The sequence below is a fragment of the Vibrio sp. CCB-PB317 genome, from assembly GCF_022808245.1.
In the GTDB taxonomy this organism is placed as follows: domain Bacteria; phylum Pseudomonadota; class Gammaproteobacteria; order Enterobacterales; family Vibrionaceae; genus Vibrio; species Vibrio diabolicus.
In genome coordinates this window covers 746,234-761,101 of record NZ_JALGNU010000003.1, presented here as the reverse complement: position 1 = coordinate 761,101, position 14,868 = coordinate 746,234, and the positions used below count along the sequence as shown (strand labels likewise).

Below are 14,868 nucleotides of genomic sequence, written 5' to 3'. Positions count from 1 at the left end.
CCAACAGAAACCGCAAGAGGCTTGTGATGACTGAAGTGCCCGAGAGCATCCCCTTCCAGCCGGGAGGCTGCAAAATACAAGCCATGGGATCAGGCACCGTGAAAGAGCGAAAAAACAGTGGCAAGTCGACAAGAAAGATATAAAAGAAAAGACAACGAGAATTTTCAATGAAAAGAATGTTAATTAACGCAACTCAAAAAGAAGAGTTGCGTGTCGCTCTGGTTGATGGCCAGCGACTTTTCGATCTTGATATCGAGAGTCCAGGTCATGAATCTAAAAAAGCGAATATCTACAAAGGACGTATCACACGTATCGAACCAAGCTTAGAAGCCGCATTTGTTGATTACGGCGCCGAGCGTCACGGTTTCCTCCCTCTCAAAGAAATTGCCCGCGAATATTTCCCTGAAGGTTACACCTACCAAGGTCGTCCAAGCATCAAAGAAGTGCTAACGGAAGGCCAAGAAGTTATCGTTCAAGTGGAAAAAGAAGAACGTGGAAGCAAGGGCGCAGCTCTTACTACTTTCATTTCTCTTGCTGGTAGTTACCTTGTTCTGATGCCTAACAACCCTCGCGCAGGCGGTATTTCTCGTCGAATCGAAGGTGACGAGCGTACTCAACTAAAAGCCGCATTAAGTACTTTGGAACTGCCTCAGGGCATGGGCCTAATCGTACGTACTGCTGGCGTTGGCAAGAGTGCTGAAGAACTTGAGTGGGATTTGAATGTACTACTTAACCACTGGGGTGCAATCAAAGGTGCAGCGGACTCGAACCCTGCTCCATTCTTAATCCACCAAGAAAGTAACGTTATCGTTCGTGCAATCCGTGACTATTTACGTCGTGATATTGGCGAAATCTTAATTGACAGCAACACCATCTACGAACGTGCAAAAGAGCACATTCAATTGGTGCGCCCTGATTTCCTTAACCGCGTTAAGAAATATGAAGGCGAAGTTCCACTATTCAGCCACTACCAAATCGAAAGCCAAATTGAATCAGCTTTCCAACGTGAAGTGCGTCTGCCATCTGGTGGTTCTATTGTTATTGACCCAACCGAAGCACTAACGTCTATCGATATCAACTCTGCTCGTGCAACCAAGGGCGGCGATATTGAAGAAACAGCTCTAAACACGAACCTAGAAGCAGCCGACGAAATTGCTCGCCAGTTACGTCTACGTGACTTGGGTGGCTTAGTGGTTATCGACTTTATCGATATGACACCTGTTCGCCACCAACGAGAAGTAGAAAACCGTCTACGTGAAGCCGTTCGTCTTGATCGCGCTCGTGTACAAATCGGTCGTATTTCTCGCTTTGGTTTGTTGGAGATGTCACGTCAACGTTTAAGCCCTTCTCTAGCAGAAGCAAGCCACCACATCTGTCCTCGCTGTAGCGGTACTGGAGTCGTTCGCGACAACGAATCTCTAGCACTTTCTGTACTTCGTTTAATCGAAGAGGAAGCACTGAAAGACAATACAGCGCAAGTTCTCGCAGTTGTACCTGTGCCAATCGCTTCTTACTTGTTGAACGAAAAACGTCGTTCAGTTAACCATATCGAACGCATTCAAGAAGTGAAGATTACGGTTGTTCCAAACTCTGACATGGAAACGCCGCACTTCGAAGTTATCCGTGTTCGTGAAGGTGAAGAGTTCGATCTGATTTCTTACCTACTTCCTAAAAAACTGGAAGCAATGAAAGAAGCGGAAGGTAAAGAGCCAGCGGAAGTTGACGTAAAACCTAAACGAATCGAAGAACCTGTTCTTAAAGGCTTTGCGGCTCCTTCTCAAACGGCACCTGCACCAGCAGCTAAACCTGCCCCTGAGGCGAAGAAGAAAGAACAGAAAGTTGAACAAGAAGAAAAACCTGGACTGTTCAGCCGTTTGTTTAAAGCACTTGGTAGTTTCCTATTCGGCGGTTCTGAAGAAGTAAAAGAAGAACCGAAACCTCAGGAAGAGAAAAAGCCAAATCGCGATAATCGACGCAACAAACGTGATCGCAATGATCGTCGTCGCAATAACAACCAACGCGATAATCGTGAGAACCGCGACAATCGTGATAACCGTGATAACCGTGATAACCGACGTCGTCGTAAGCCTCGTGATGAGCAAGCGAATGAACAAAACGAAGCTCAACAACAAACCAATAAACAGCAAAACCGCAACCAAAAGCGTAAGCCTAAAGCTCAACAAGCAGACAAAGCCCAAGAGCAAAAAGCAAATGCAAAAGTAGCGGAAAAAGGCCTGCAGCTAGCGGCGGAAGCTCGAACTGAAACAAAACCAGAAGAGAGCAAACCAAAGCAACAAAACGCGAAAGCAGAAAAAGTGAAGGAGCGTCGCCAACGTCGCAAACTGAACAAGTCTGTACGCGTTAAAGACCAAGAAGCGGTTGAGAAGAAAGCAGAAGAAACGGCGGTTAAGACTCAAGAAACGGTTGAAACCAAAGTTGAGAAGCCAACAGAAGCAGCGGTAGAAGCACAACAAGACAACAAGCAAGCAGAGTCTAAGCAACGTCGTAACCGTCGTTCGCCACGTCACCTGCGTGCAAGCGGCCAGCGCCGTCGCCGTGGTCGCGATCGCCGTCCTAACCCGTTCCGCCTGCGTAAAGGTGGTGTAGCTTCTCCTGAGATGGCTATGGGTAAAGTAATGCCACGCTATATTCCGAAACCAGCACCTAAGAAAGAAGAGCAAGTTAAGGAAGAAACAGTAGCAGCAGTACCTACAATGCAAGGTGGTTTTGCTTGTCCAGAGATGGCTATGGGTAAAGTGATTATTCGCCGCGAGCAACCTGTTGTAACAGAAGCGCCAGTTGTTGAATCAAAGATTCAAGAAACAGTTGAAGCGAAAGTGGAAGCTCCAGTAGTAGAAGCACCTGTTGTGGAAGCAGTAATCGCAGAAAAAACTGAATCGGCAGTAGTAGAAACAGCTTCGGTAGAGCCTATCGTTGAAACTCCTGCGACTGAACCGGTTGATGCCATTGTAGAAACGGCACCTGCTGAAGAGCCTGTGGTTGAAGCGGCAAAAGAGGTTGCAGCCGAAGCGCCAGTAGCTAAACCAGAGCCTAAAGTCGAAGCCATTAAAGTTGCGGCTAAGCTAAACGCTAGCGCACCGATGACGAAAGCACCTGGCCCTCAAGAGCTACGCGAAATCACTGTTGCAGCGGCACCGTTCAAAACCGAACGTTACCAAGCTAAAGGTGCGGGTAGCCAAGTGGCTAAAAACCGCGCATCGGCAGAGATGACAAAGCCTAACTTTAACTAGGCTAAATCATTACGTTCAACAGCTTAACGGCATAAATAAATTAAAGGCTACCATCTGGTAGCCTTTTTTATCTTCATATTTCCCCAATAAATTGTTCATATAAATACCAATTCGTGATCACATTTGTACGCCATTATTCGTATCATTCTTGAACTTAATCACACTTTTCGGTAGCATGCGCCGACTCAAGTTTTCGACACCATTCTGATGCTGCTCTTTTAATACTACGGTTTACACTGCAATGTTTGATTAGAAATCAATCACTCAGTGGCTTGTGCAAATACGAATATGTGTCGGGTTTAACTCATTGCAAAGAGAACTTAAAAACAAACATGTTCGAATTTCCCCAATTTTCTAAGCACTCCGTAAAAAATGATGTGCTATCAGGCTTAACCGTTGCGCTTGCATTGGTTCCTGAAGCTGTCGCATTTGCGTTCGTTGCTGGCGTAGACCCAATGGTCGGTCTTTACGCTGCATTCATCGTTGGTCTTATTACTTCCATTTTCGGTGGTCGTCCTGGCATGATCTCTGGTGCAACAGGTGCCATGGCAGTCGTAATGGTTTCGCTTGTCGCGACTCACGGTGTCCAGTACCTATTCGCAGCCATCATGCTCGCTGGTATACTTCAAATTGCCGCTGGTATGTTTAAATTGGGTAAGTTCATCCGTATCGTGCCTCACCCTGTGATGATTGGTTTTGTGAACGGTCTGGCTATTGTTATCTTCCTAGCTCAGTTGGGTCAGTTTAAAGCGCCAGATATCAACGGCATGCTTACTTGGCTACCACAAGACCAAATGCTGCTAATGCTTGGTTTGGTTGCGCTAACTATGGCAATCATTCACTTTCTACCAAAAATCACAACAGCTGTACCCTCTTCACTTGTTGCAATCGTAACGGTGACCGCTTTAGTGGTTGGTTTGGATCTGGAAACTCGCACTGTTGTTGACTTCTTGCGTACAATGTCTGGTGATGAAGCGGCAACTCTCGCAGGTTCACTGCCGACCTTCTCTATTCCGGCGGTGCCATTTACGCTAGAAACTCTACAAATCATTCTTCCATACGCGATCATTCTAGCGGCCATTGGTCTAATTGAATCTCTGCTAACGCTGACAGTTTTAGATGAGATGACGAACACTCGTGGTCAATCTAACCGCGAATGTATCGGTCAAGGTATGGCAAACATGACCTGTTCTGTGTTTGGTGCTATGGGTGGTTGTGCAATGATTGGTCAGTCGATGATCAACGTAAACTCAGGTGGTCGCGGTCGTCTATCTGGTATCGTTGCTGCTATCGCTCTATTGATGTTTATCTTATTCGCTTCTTCGTTAATTGAAATGATCCCACTCGCTGCTCTGGTTGGTGTGATGTTCATGGTTGTAATTGGTACATTCGAATGGGCAACATTTAAACTAGCGCGTCGCGTACCGAAGCAAGACTTCTTCGTTATTGTTCTTGTGACCGTTGTTACTGTTCTTACTGACCTAGCCGTTGCCGTAGCGGTTGGTGTTATTGTTTCTGCATTAATGTTTGCATGGCAACACGCTAAGCACATCTATGCCGACACATGCTTAAACGAGGAAGGTTCAAAAGAGTACAAGATTCACGGTCCTATTTTCTTTGGTTCTGCCGCTAACTTCTTGGAGTTGTTTAACGCGCCTGAAGATCCAAAAGATGTGATTGTCGATTTTGCAGACTCTCGCGTGACGGATCACTCCGCAATTGAAGCGATTGAAACACTAGCAGAGCGTTACAACTCTCAAGGTAAAACACTACACCTTCGCCACCTAAGTCCAGATTGTCGTAAACTTTTGGACAAAGCTGGCAGCTTGGTTGAAATCAATGTGAAGGAAGACCCAAGCTACAAAGTCGCAACCGACATACTAGCGGGTTAACACGAATAAAAAGGGATGAGCTCAGCTCATCCCTTTTTCTATTGTCTTCAAGCCCGGCGATTATAGCTTCTTCAAAATCGCGTCTGATGCCTCTTCGATTAAATCAAGCACCAGTTCAAAGCCATCTTTTCCACCGTAATATGGGTCTGGGACTTCATCGTAATCTGACCCAGAATGACTTAAAAATAACGATACTTTGTGTCGATACTTCAACGGACAAATATCCAATAAATCGGCTAAATTTGCTTTATCTGCGGCTAATATCAGGTCAAACTTTTCAAAGTCATCAATGGTAACTTGACGCGCACGCATTCCTTTAAAAGAGTAACCTCGCTGCTTTCCTGCGGCCATTGCCCTTGAATCCGGTGGGTTTCCTGCGTGGTAGCCAATCGTACCTGCCGAATCAACCTCCACGGCAATACCCAACTCTTGAGCTTTCGCTCTTAACACTGCTTCTCCGGTTGGTGACCGACAAATGTTTCCCATACAAACAACAAGTATTTTCTTCATTTTATTCCCTGAATTATCGGTGGTTTTTCTTCACGATATGTTGGTCTATCATAGCGAGATAAATCAATGAACCCAAATTAGCTTGGGCACAGCACGAAAAGGAATTGAGGAAGTATTATGTCTATCGAAGAAAATAAAGAAGCACGCCATAAGGCTCGCCAACAAAAAGTCAAAGAACAGGTAGACGCAAAAATTGCTGCTGCTCAAGAGGAAAAAGGTCTGCTACTGATCATTACCGGAAATGGTAAAGGTAAATCGACATCAGGGTTCGGTACGATAGCACGCGCAGTAGGTCATGGTTTGAATTGTGCTGTCGCGCAGTTTATTAAAGGTACTTGGGATAATGGTGAGCGCAACCTACTTGAGAAACTCGGCGTTGAATTCCAAGTAATGGCGACCGGCTTTACATGGGAAACTCAAAACAAAGCCGCTGATACCGAAGCAGCGCAAGGCGTATGGCAAGAATGTAAGCGCATGCTCAAAGATGAATCTATCGATGTGGTTCTTTTTGACGAGCTGACGTACATGGTGAGCTACGGCTACATTGATTTAGACGAGGTCGTTGAAGCGCTGAACAACCGCCCTAAAATGCAGTCGGTTGTCATTACTGGTCGTGGCGCTCATCGCACTCTGATTGAAATGGCTGATACCGTTTCTGAAGTGAAGAATGTAAAGCATGCATTTGAGTCAGGCGTCAAAGCGCTGAAAGGTGTCGACTGGTAAAGCTCACCAGCAGAATTAAAAAAGGGTTGGCTAATGCCAACCCTTTTTGCTTTGGCTCGAATCTAATTGAATAGATTCTTTATCAAACCATCGACTGCTTCTTTGGTTTTTTCGTCTTTGATCTTGTCCGTTAGCTTCTCTACGCCACGATCGATTTCTTTCTGAGCTTTCTGCTTCAGAACATCATCAAATACGAGCTTGAATTTAGGATCCGCCCACTTACCAGACACATTGATTGGAATCGTGATATCTTTCAGCTCATCTATATCTTTGCCGCCTTGGCCTTCTAGGCTACCTACGACTGATGTGCTGATAGTAAAGTTAACAGTTTCATTGATGTAGTTTGCGGTGCCTTTACCACGAACACGGAGCAATGGAGACTGAGCTTGCATATTATCCGTTGATACGACACCTTTATTGAGCTTCAATGTCGCCGTCATCGCACTAAAATCTGTTTTCTTAACTTCATTGGTGCCTTCGACTTTTTGCCCTTTAAATTTCGCGTAGTTTTCACGAATCAATTGAGCAACGTTGATGCCATTTACCGCACCGTCAGCAAAATTGATAACAACCGTACCAGAAAGATTCTTCTTGATACCGGTAGGCGTTAGACTCTTACCGGTAACATTCACATCAATGTTACCCGTCCCTTCAAGCTTGTCGTTATCAGCGACATCAATAAGTAACGGTTGAACTTTCACGCCTTTGATTGACTTTTTCACACTGTAAGTCGCTGGTGACTTGCGTGCATCTAACTTCGCTGTCGCTGAGATTGTGCCTTGGTACAGCTTCGAACTAAATGAAGTAAGCTCAAATACGCCACGATTTACAGTGAAGCTCGTTTTTACCGCTTCCATCTTCGCATTTGCCGCTTTGAATTTGTCGATGGTAATGTCACCCTTTACATCTAACGTTTTCAACGCAGACAAATCAGGCTCAACCTCAGACCCAGCTGGAGCACTCTCGCCACCAGAAGCAGGCTTATTACCTTCGGAATCTTGCTGATCTAATCCTAAGAATTCATCAAGATCGATATTTGGGCTGTGGAGAGCAAATCGTACTTTAGGAATATCGCCAAGTGTCACATCTGCCTTACCATCTAAGGCGATAGCATTCGCTGTTAACTTCTCTAGGACAAAACTCAGGTGGTTTTTCGTTAGGTCGAAAGACAGATCAGACACCATGTCGACTTTCATCGGTGACTGAGGTAAAGCATCCCCCTCAAAAGTCGATTTAAGAGTTAACTTATCCAACTGCACTTTGCTGATAGCCTTGTCCACGCTAAGTTGACCAGCACCCTGCATATCTAACTTCATACCACCAGCGTCGCCTTTCATGGCATAAGTCAGGTTATTTACTTTATCGAATTCAAAAGTATCTAAACCGATCGTTGCCGATTCAATCTTATTGGCAGGGTCAGAGTATGTCGCATCAAAGTTGATGTTCTTTAGCGCGTAGTTTGCCAAACCTTTTTCTAGCTTAAAGTCGGCCTGACCTTTCGCTGTGAACTTTTGGTCATTCATTTCGCCCTTCACGCCAAAATCAGCCGTTGTCCAGTTGTCAAAAGCGAATTCGGAAAGGTTTAATGAGATATCATAAAGTTTGGTGTAACTACCGGCTTGCTTATCCTGCATTTCTAATGAGCCATTAGAAACCGTAACACCAGCAAGATTAATGCTCCAATCAGAGCCAGAAGGCTGCGTTTCACCATTTTGCGTAGGCGCAGTATCGCTCGCTTGCTCTGCTTGTTGTGTTTGGGCTTTCGTCAATGCATCAATATTCTTGCTGCCATCTTTCTTGGTTTCGATATAGAACTCAGCCCCATCAAGCGTGACGTTTCCAATTTCAAGCTGTTGACTAAAAAGTGGCATGACAGAGATATCTACACCAACGGTATCAACTTTGAATAAATTGGGTTTACTAAAGCCTTGTGGGTTTCGCAATTCTGTATGTCCCAACTCAAAGCCGATCGATGGGAAAAATTGCCAACTGATATCTCCTTCAATCACTAGTTCTAAACCGGTTTGCTTTTGCGCTTGCTCAACAATAAGGGGCTTAAACTGGTTAGGATTGACGAAGATGGTTAACGCTAAAATTGCGACCAAAATGACCACAATCGGTATTGCTAGAATTAAGAGCAGTTTCTTCATTTGTTTTTCCTTGCTCGAGTGTTTTTACAATTATAAGCGCAGACTCCATTTACCGCTGACAGTTCCACAAAAGCGTGAAAAATGTCTGGTTTTAACCTGCAACTGACTAATTTAAAAACAAAAAAAGAAGTGGCACTTAAGGTGCCACTTCTTCTCTTAAAAATAAAGCGATATAGCCGTCTAAAGGCTTAAGCTTTCAAAAGTCTTGCAATGTGAGCTTTTAATACATCGATTGCGATACGGTTTTTACCACCGCGAGGAACAATAATGTCCGCATATTGCTTAGAAGGTTCGATAAACTGCATGAACATCGGACGTACTGTTTGTTGATACTGCTTGAGAACAGATTCCATAGTTCGGCCTCGTTCTTCCACGTCACGCTTAACACGACGAAGCAAGCAAATATCTAACGGTGTATCCATAAATACTGTCGCGTGCATCAAATCACGAAGACGAGGGTCAGTAAGAAGAAGGATGCCTTCTAGAATGATCACCTTTTTAGGCGTCATTGTGGTCGTGTTACTTGTTCTTGTGTGCTCAGTGTAGCTGTACTCAGGTACTTCTACTGCTTCACCACGTACCAATTTTTCAAGGTGCTCACACAGTAGGTCGTGGTCCAACGCACTCGGGTGATCGTAGTTCGTCTTTACTCGCTCTTCCATGCTTAGGTGGCTTTGGTCGTTGTAGTAGCAATCTTCCGTGATGACACCGATTTGATGATCGCCTACTTTCGCGCGAAGCTCATTATAAATAGTGCTCGCGATCAGACTTTTTCCAGAAGCAGAAGCGCCAGCAATACCTACGATGACGCATTGATTATTATCAGACATTAGTTTGCACCCGATGATGATTTCTAGTCACATAAAAAGATAAACTGCCTGATTATAGGGAGTTCACCCCATAGTTACTAGCTGGAATTAGGGTTTAGTCATAAGTTTCTGCCTACTCAGAGGATTAACCTCCGAGCAAACGTTAAAATGTGCAATTATCAACCAACAGGCATAGTAAACTTAGTTCACCATTGTAAAGCTAATCGCATCTGGTTTTGCTTTGCCTTGCCAAAACATCGTGCTACATACGCGATCGGCAAGCTGCTTGTAATACCCTGCATGCTCACTTTCTGGGCGCCTTGCTACTGTTGGCACGCCAGCGTCAATATCTTCTCGCATAGAGATATGAAGCGGAATTTGTCCTAGCAGTGCTAAGCCAAACTCTTGCGACATTTTTTCTGCACCACCCATGCCAAAAATATGCTCTTTCGCGCCACATTGGCTACAAATGTGATAACTCATGTTTTCCACAACACCAATAACCGGGACATGGACTTTGTTAAACATTGCCGCTCCCTTCCTTGCATCGGCAAGGGCTAGGTCTTGCGGTGTAGTGACTAACACACTACCTGTCACCGGAATCTGTTGTGACAACGTCAACTGTATATCACCCGTGCCTGGCGGCATATCAATCACCAAATAATCTAAATCTGGCCAGTCTGTCTCCGTTAATAACTGCGACAACGCTTTTGAAGCCATTGGCCCGCGCCATATTGCCGCTTCTGATTTGTCCACTAGATAGCCGATAGAATGAGTATAGATGCCGTGAGCAAAAATGGGCTCCATCCACTTGCCATCACGAACTTCTGGTTTTGCATCTTCTTGCCCCAACATCATAGGTACAGACGGGCCATAAATATCCGCATCCAACAATCCCACTTTCGCCCCAGATTGAGCAATCGCCAACGCTAAGTTAACCGCAGTCGTTGATTTACCGACCCCACCTTTCGCAGAACTAACGGCAATGATGTTCTTAACACCTTTAACCGGATTGGCCACTTGAGTTTCTAATGCTTTAACTCCAAGGCGAATATTGAATGGGAATTCAGCCACTTTATTTGCGGTTTGTTGCTGTTTAATCCAGTCATGCAATATGGTTTGAAGCTCATTACTTGCGAATGGCAACGTTATCTCAACAGAACCTTGTGCCGTAATCGAAATTGCGCCATGAATATCTGCCCAATTTTCCACCAACTGTGGATGCTGGAATTGGTTAAACCAGTGACAAAAATCTTGTTTTGAAGTGAACTGATGCATAAGTCCTCCTTTTAGATGTCATGCTAACACCGTCCTGCCTCAACCAGAACCCCAAAAAAACTAAGGCATTCCGCAGTTTGACACCTTGGAGTTAGTGAGTTCATGGGGTAGTATTATCCATCAAAATTTATTTATACCTATCAAGAAAAGCGAATATTAAGTATGGCAAACGATCCAAGAAACTTTCCGTCAAGGAAAATGCTGGTAACTTGTGCCCTTCCGTACGCTAACGGTTCGATCCACCTTGGTCATATGCTTGAGCATATCCAAGCGGACATTTGGGTTCGTTACCAACGCCTACGCGGCAACACTGTAAACTTCATCTGTGCTGACGATGCTCACGGCACGCCAATCATGCTTAAAGCGCAACAGATGGGTATTACTCCTGAAGAAATGATTGCCGCAGTTAGCGAAGAGCACCAGAAAGACTTTGCTGGCTTTGATATCAGCTTTGATAACTACCACAGCACACACTCAGATGAGAACCGTGAGCTAGCGTCACACATTTATCTTGAGCTGAAGAAAAACGGCTTTATCTCTAGCCGCACAATTTCTCAGTTGTTCGACCCAGAAAAAGAGATGTTCCTACCGGACCGTTTCGTAAAAGGTACGTGTCCAAAATGTAAGTCAGAAGACCAGTACGGTGACAACTGTGACAACTGTGGCGAGACTTACAGCCCAACAGAACTGATCAATCCTAAATCTGCGGTTTCTGGTGCGACGCCAGTAATGAAAGATTCTGAGCACTTCTTCTTCGACCTGCCTCAGTTTGAAAGCATGCTAAAAGAGTGGACTCGCTCTGGCTCGCTACAAGCTGAAACCGCGAACAAGATGCAAGAGTGGTTTGAATCTGGTCTGCAACAGTGGGACATCTCGCGTGATGCGCCTTACTTTGGTTTCGAGATCCCAGGTGAGAAGAACAAGTTCTTCTACGTATGGCTAGACGCGCCTATCGGCTACATGGGTTCTTTCAAAAACCTATGTGACAAGCGCGACGACCTAGACTTCGATGAGTACTGGAAGAAAGACAGCTCAGCAGAACTGTACCACTTCATCGGTAAAGACATCGTTTACTTCCACAGCCTATTCTGGCCAGCAATGCTAGAAGGTTCTGGCTTCCGCAAGCCTAACAACGTATTCGTACACGGTTACGTAACCGTAAACGGCGCGAAAATGTCGAAGTCTAAAGGTACTTTCGTAAAAGCAAGCACTTACCTAGAGCACCTAGACCCTGAGTGTCTACGTTACTACTACGCTGCGAAGCTAAACAGCCGTATCGACGATCTAGATCTTAACCTTGAAGACTTCACTCAGCGTGTAAACGCTGACGTTGTTAACAAGATCGTTAACCTGGCATCTCGTAACGCAGGTTTCATCGCAAAACGTTTTGAAGGCAAACTGTCTGACAACTTTGCAGAGCCTGAACTTTACAACGAATTTGTTGCTGCAGCTGACCGTATCGCTGAGCTTTACGAAACGCGTGAGTTTGGTCGTGCAATCCGTGAAATCACGGCATTGGCAGACAAAGCTAACCAATACGTTGATGAAAAAGCACCGTGGGTTGTAGCAAAAGAAGAAGACAAAGATCAGGAGCTACAAGACATCTGTTCTGTCGGTATCAACCTGTTCCGTGTACTGATGACTTACCTGAAACCAGTAATGCCTGCTCTAGCTGCACGTACTGAAGCATTCCTAAACCAAGAGCTGACTTGGGAAAACATCGCTGCGCCACTAACAGGCCACGAGATCACTAAGTTCAAAGCACTGTTCAACCGTATCGATCCGAAGAATGTTGAAGCGATGATCGAAGCATCTAAAGAAGATGCGGCGGCAGAAATGGCGGCGAAAGAGAAAGCAGAAGCGGAAAAGAACAAGGCTAGCCAAACTGAGCTAGACAAAGAGCCAATCGCTGAAGAGATTGAGTTCGACGCTTTTGCAGCAGTAGATATGCGTATCGCTCGTATCATCTCTTGTGAAGAAGTGCCAAAAGCAAACAAACTGCTTAAGTTCCAACTGGACATCGGTGGTGAAACTCGTCAAGTGTTCTCTGGCATCAAGTCAGCGTACAAACCTGAAGAGCTAGAAGGCAAACTAACGGTAATGGTAGCAAACCTAAAACCTCGTAAGATGAAGTTTGGTATGTCAGAAGGCATGATCCTAGCCGCTGGCCCTGGTGGTAGCGACCTATGGATTCTTGAACCGCACGAAGGCGCTCAGCCTGGCATGCGAGTAATGTAAGTCGCATTCCAAATATAACACTATAAAATCCCTGCCAATTTGGCAGGGATTTTTTGATCATATTCACAACTTTGGTGAATCCATGCACCAATAACGACCGTCCCAAAAGAACATTTAATATAACTAATTGTTTTAATTTAATTTTTGTTTGGCATCAAAACTGCAAACCTTCCTTGTTAGGTCCAAACACTAACAAGGAGTGGGTTATGTTTGTTTTGATTTCCACACTATTGTCCATCGCTATTTTAGCCGGAATATATCACTTATCTTCTAAACGAGAGCAGCAACACGCGCGTAAATATCAGCTGTTAACATTATTGCGAGATGTTGTTCATCTGCTGAGACGCCATCGAGCTGCGACGCACTACTCACTTCAATTTCAACAAAATAACGAACAAGAATTAGAAGTCCTTCATAACGATCTCACCAACAAACTGCATCTTTTGGTCGAAACCTCACGCTTTGAAAATAAACCCATGTATCGCGTGCTGCAGATCAAAGTAGGAAAACTGCTTGAACAATGGAACGATCACAGTGTTGCAAGGAACCAGATGGAGCATGGTAAGTTAATTCGTCATTGCTTGTTCTTGATGGATGAAGTCACGATTGCTTGGTTAGCGGTAGAACAACGAGATGATCTACATAATGAGTACCACATGAACTGGCAAAACATCATGGATAGCTTAGAAACCCTGACTCAATTGAGAATTAGCATTCAAGACTTGGGAGAGCAAGGGGGGAATGAGCGTTTCAAAAATTACGCATCGGTTATGACACGTAAGCTAAATCAATTAGCAGTTATCGCTCCGCTTAGTATCGTTTCTCCTGCTTCCACACGCTCAATACAGATATTAAATAACTATGTGACAGGAAGTCATGTCGATTTAACAGAAGCTGAGCTTTATGGAGTCACATCAGACTTATCGTTGACCATCTTCAATACTTACGACCACGTCCTTTCAGACATCGTTGAAGCATTGTATCTACCGTTGCCCAAACTCTCTGTAGCAAGATAAGCTCTATACAGTACCGTGCCAATTGTCACAACAGGAACGTAACTGGTATCTATTGGTAAAAACAAAAAAACCGCAGACCTTAGGTTCTGCGGTTTTTCATTCATCTAACTTCTCAGCGCTTAGCTGTCATCTTCTGTGAAGTTCGTTGGTAATTGCTTTTTCATCTCGTTCCAGATTAGCGCGCTTTCCATACCATAGTGACGAATCACAACTGGCAGTTGTTCACGCTGACCACTTTCACAAGTTTCTAGCAACTGATGGTAAAACTTCAGCGCTAGCTCACGAGAAGCTGGGTTTGAGAAGTAATAGCTACCAACGCGATCATAGAGCTTCTTCAAGCCATTAAAAATCAAACCGTAAATCTGATTCCCTGAATGGAATGCTAGGCGTTGGAACAACATGTAGTCGTAAAAGTTGAACGTTTTAGCAATCAAGATTTCTTGACGCTTCGCTTCATCTTTCTCGTTGTCTTCTTTCACGTTCTGTAAGACTTTCTCAGCATAAGGTGAAGAAGTGATGAAATCGTCCCAAGAAGCAGCATTCATTAAAGCTTCACAAGATTCAATTACATTCTTGATCGTGCGCTCAGAGTTCTCTTTATTTGCTTTAAATGCATAACGCATAAAGATAGGGCTGATGTTGGTACGTGCTGCAAGCAAATCTTCTACAATGTTTGTTGCGTTATCTACGTCCAACGTCATCAACGTATCCAAAATATGCAGACCAGAGGTCTCCATAAATTGGTTTACCTTCGTTGGTTTACCGTGTTGGATTGTTAACCAACCATCACGGGCTAGTCGTTGAAGAACCTCTCGTAAAGTCGTTCGAGTAACACCAATTAGCTCAGACAGCTCGCGTTCAGCAGGTAAAATAGAGCCAGGAGGAAAACGGCCGTTCCAAATGCTCTCGATAATATATTTTTCTGCGAATCCCGCAGGGCTTTTCGCCTTTATGACCATTCTACTTTTTATCCAATATTGATTTCTGAGGGTCGATACTAC

At 44.6% G+C, this 14,868-nt stretch carries 10 protein-coding genes; 5 read left to right on the top strand and 5 right to left on the bottom strand.

Annotated features, from left to right (window positions below; translation table 11 throughout):
* Nucleotides 1–167 precede the first annotated feature (167 nt).
* Nucleotides 168–3,251 (top strand): ribonuclease E, encoded by a 3,084-nt coding sequence (rne, locus tag MTR11_RS20730; RefSeq protein WP_243328305.1) that lies wholly within the window; start codon nt 168–170, stop codon nt 3,249–3,251.
* Between the two features lie 332 nt (nt 3,252–3,583).
* Nucleotides 3,584–5,143 (top strand): SulP family inorganic anion transporter, encoded by a 1,560-nt coding sequence (locus MTR11_RS20725; protein ID WP_005396973.1) that lies wholly within the window; start codon nt 3,584–3,586, stop codon nt 5,141–5,143.
* Nucleotides 5,144–5,203: 60 nt separating this feature from the next.
* Here the strand turns inward: MTR11_RS20725 and MTR11_RS20720 are convergent, their stop codons facing one another.
* Nucleotides 5,204–5,653 (bottom strand): low molecular weight protein-tyrosine-phosphatase, encoded by a 450-nt coding sequence (locus tag MTR11_RS20720; protein WP_152811891.1) that lies wholly within the window; start codon nt 5,651–5,653, stop codon nt 5,204–5,206.
* A gap of 117 nt (nt 5,654–5,770) precedes the next feature.
* Between MTR11_RS20720 and cobO the strand changes: the two genes are divergently transcribed.
* Nucleotides 5,771–6,376: a cob(I)yrinic acid a,c-diamide adenosyltransferase gene (cobO, locus tag MTR11_RS20715; RefSeq protein ID WP_005396966.1), complete on the top strand. Its 606-nt coding sequence runs from the start codon at nt 5,771–5,773 to the stop codon at nt 6,374–6,376.
* A gap of 62 nt (nt 6,377–6,438) precedes the next feature.
* On the opposite strand, the gene MTR11_RS20710 is transcribed toward cobO, so the two are convergent.
* The 3 genes from MTR11_RS20710 to apbC form a co-directional block, all read right to left on the bottom strand.
* Nucleotides 6,439–8,526, bottom strand: a complete 2,088-nt coding sequence (locus MTR11_RS20710) for an AsmA family protein (RefSeq protein ID WP_161446070.1) — start codon at nt 8,524–8,526, stop codon at nt 6,439–6,441.
* Between the two features lie 188 nt (nt 8,527–8,714).
* The gene (gene udk / locus MTR11_RS20705; RefSeq protein WP_005396962.1) at nt 8,715–9,356 is read right to left on the bottom strand and encodes a uridine kinase; all 642 of its coding nucleotides are present in this window, start codon (nt 9,354–9,356) and stop codon (nt 8,715–8,717) included.
* A 180-nt stretch (nt 9,357–9,536) separates the two neighbouring features.
* Entirely contained in the window at nt 9,537–10,613 is a 1,077-nt protein-coding gene (apbC, locus tag MTR11_RS20700; RefSeq protein ID WP_237284126.1) for an iron-sulfur cluster carrier protein ApbC, read from the bottom strand.
* 162 nt (nt 10,614–10,775) lie between these two features.
* Here apbC and metG point away from each other — a divergent pair, with 162 nt between their 5' ends.
* A complete protein-coding gene (gene metG / locus MTR11_RS20695; protein ID WP_237284125.1) occupies nt 10,776–12,851 on the top strand; it encodes a methionine--tRNA ligase in 2,076 nt (691 codons plus the stop codon).
* A gap of 206 nt (nt 12,852–13,057) precedes the next feature.
* On the top strand, nt 13,058–13,867 hold the full coding sequence (locus MTR11_RS20690; RefSeq protein ID WP_005396956.1) for a hypothetical protein: 810 nt from the start codon (nt 13,058–13,060) through the stop codon (nt 13,865–13,867).
* Nucleotides 13,868–13,986: 119 nt separating this feature from the next.
* On the opposite strand, the gene fadR is transcribed toward MTR11_RS20690, so the two are convergent.
* Nucleotides 13,987–14,826, bottom strand: coding sequence for a fatty acid metabolism transcriptional regulator FadR (gene fadR / locus MTR11_RS20685; protein ID WP_199804044.1), 840 nt, complete (start codon nt 14,824–14,826; stop codon nt 13,987–13,989).
* Nucleotides 14,827–14,868: the final 42 nt, after the last annotated feature.

What these genes read in the sequence shown, in the direction of transcription:
- rne (WP_243328305.1), top strand. Translation starts at nt 168, where the DNA reads ATGAAAAGAATGTTAATTAACGCAACTCAAAAAGAAGAGTTGCGTGTC.
- MTR11_RS20725 (WP_005396973.1), top strand. Translation starts at nt 3,584, where the DNA reads ATGTTCGAATTTCCCCAATTTTCTAAGCACTCCGTAAAAAATGATGTG.
- MTR11_RS20720 (WP_152811891.1), bottom strand. Translation starts at nt 5,653, where the DNA reads ATGAAGAAAATACTTGTTGTTTGTATGGGAAACATTTGTCGGTCACCA.
- cobO (WP_005396966.1), top strand. Translation starts at nt 5,771, where the DNA reads ATGTCTATCGAAGAAAATAAAGAAGCACGCCATAAGGCTCGCCAACAA.
- MTR11_RS20710 (WP_161446070.1), bottom strand. Translation starts at nt 8,526, where the DNA reads ATGAAGAAACTGCTCTTAATTCTAGCAATACCGATTGTGGTCATTTTG.
- udk (WP_005396962.1), bottom strand. Translation starts at nt 9,356, where the DNA reads ATGTCTGATAATAATCAATGCGTCATCGTAGGTATTGCTGGCGCTTCT.
- apbC (WP_237284126.1), bottom strand. Translation starts at nt 10,613, where the DNA reads ATGCATCAGTTCACTTCAAAACAAGATTTTTGTCACTGGTTTAACCAA.
- metG (WP_237284125.1), top strand. Translation starts at nt 10,776, where the DNA reads ATGGCAAACGATCCAAGAAACTTTCCGTCAAGGAAAATGCTGGTAACT.
- MTR11_RS20690 (WP_005396956.1), top strand. Translation starts at nt 13,058, where the DNA reads ATGTTTGTTTTGATTTCCACACTATTGTCCATCGCTATTTTAGCCGGA.
- fadR (WP_199804044.1), bottom strand. Translation starts at nt 14,826, where the DNA reads ATGGTCATAAAGGCGAAAAGCCCTGCGGGATTCGCAGAAAAATATATT.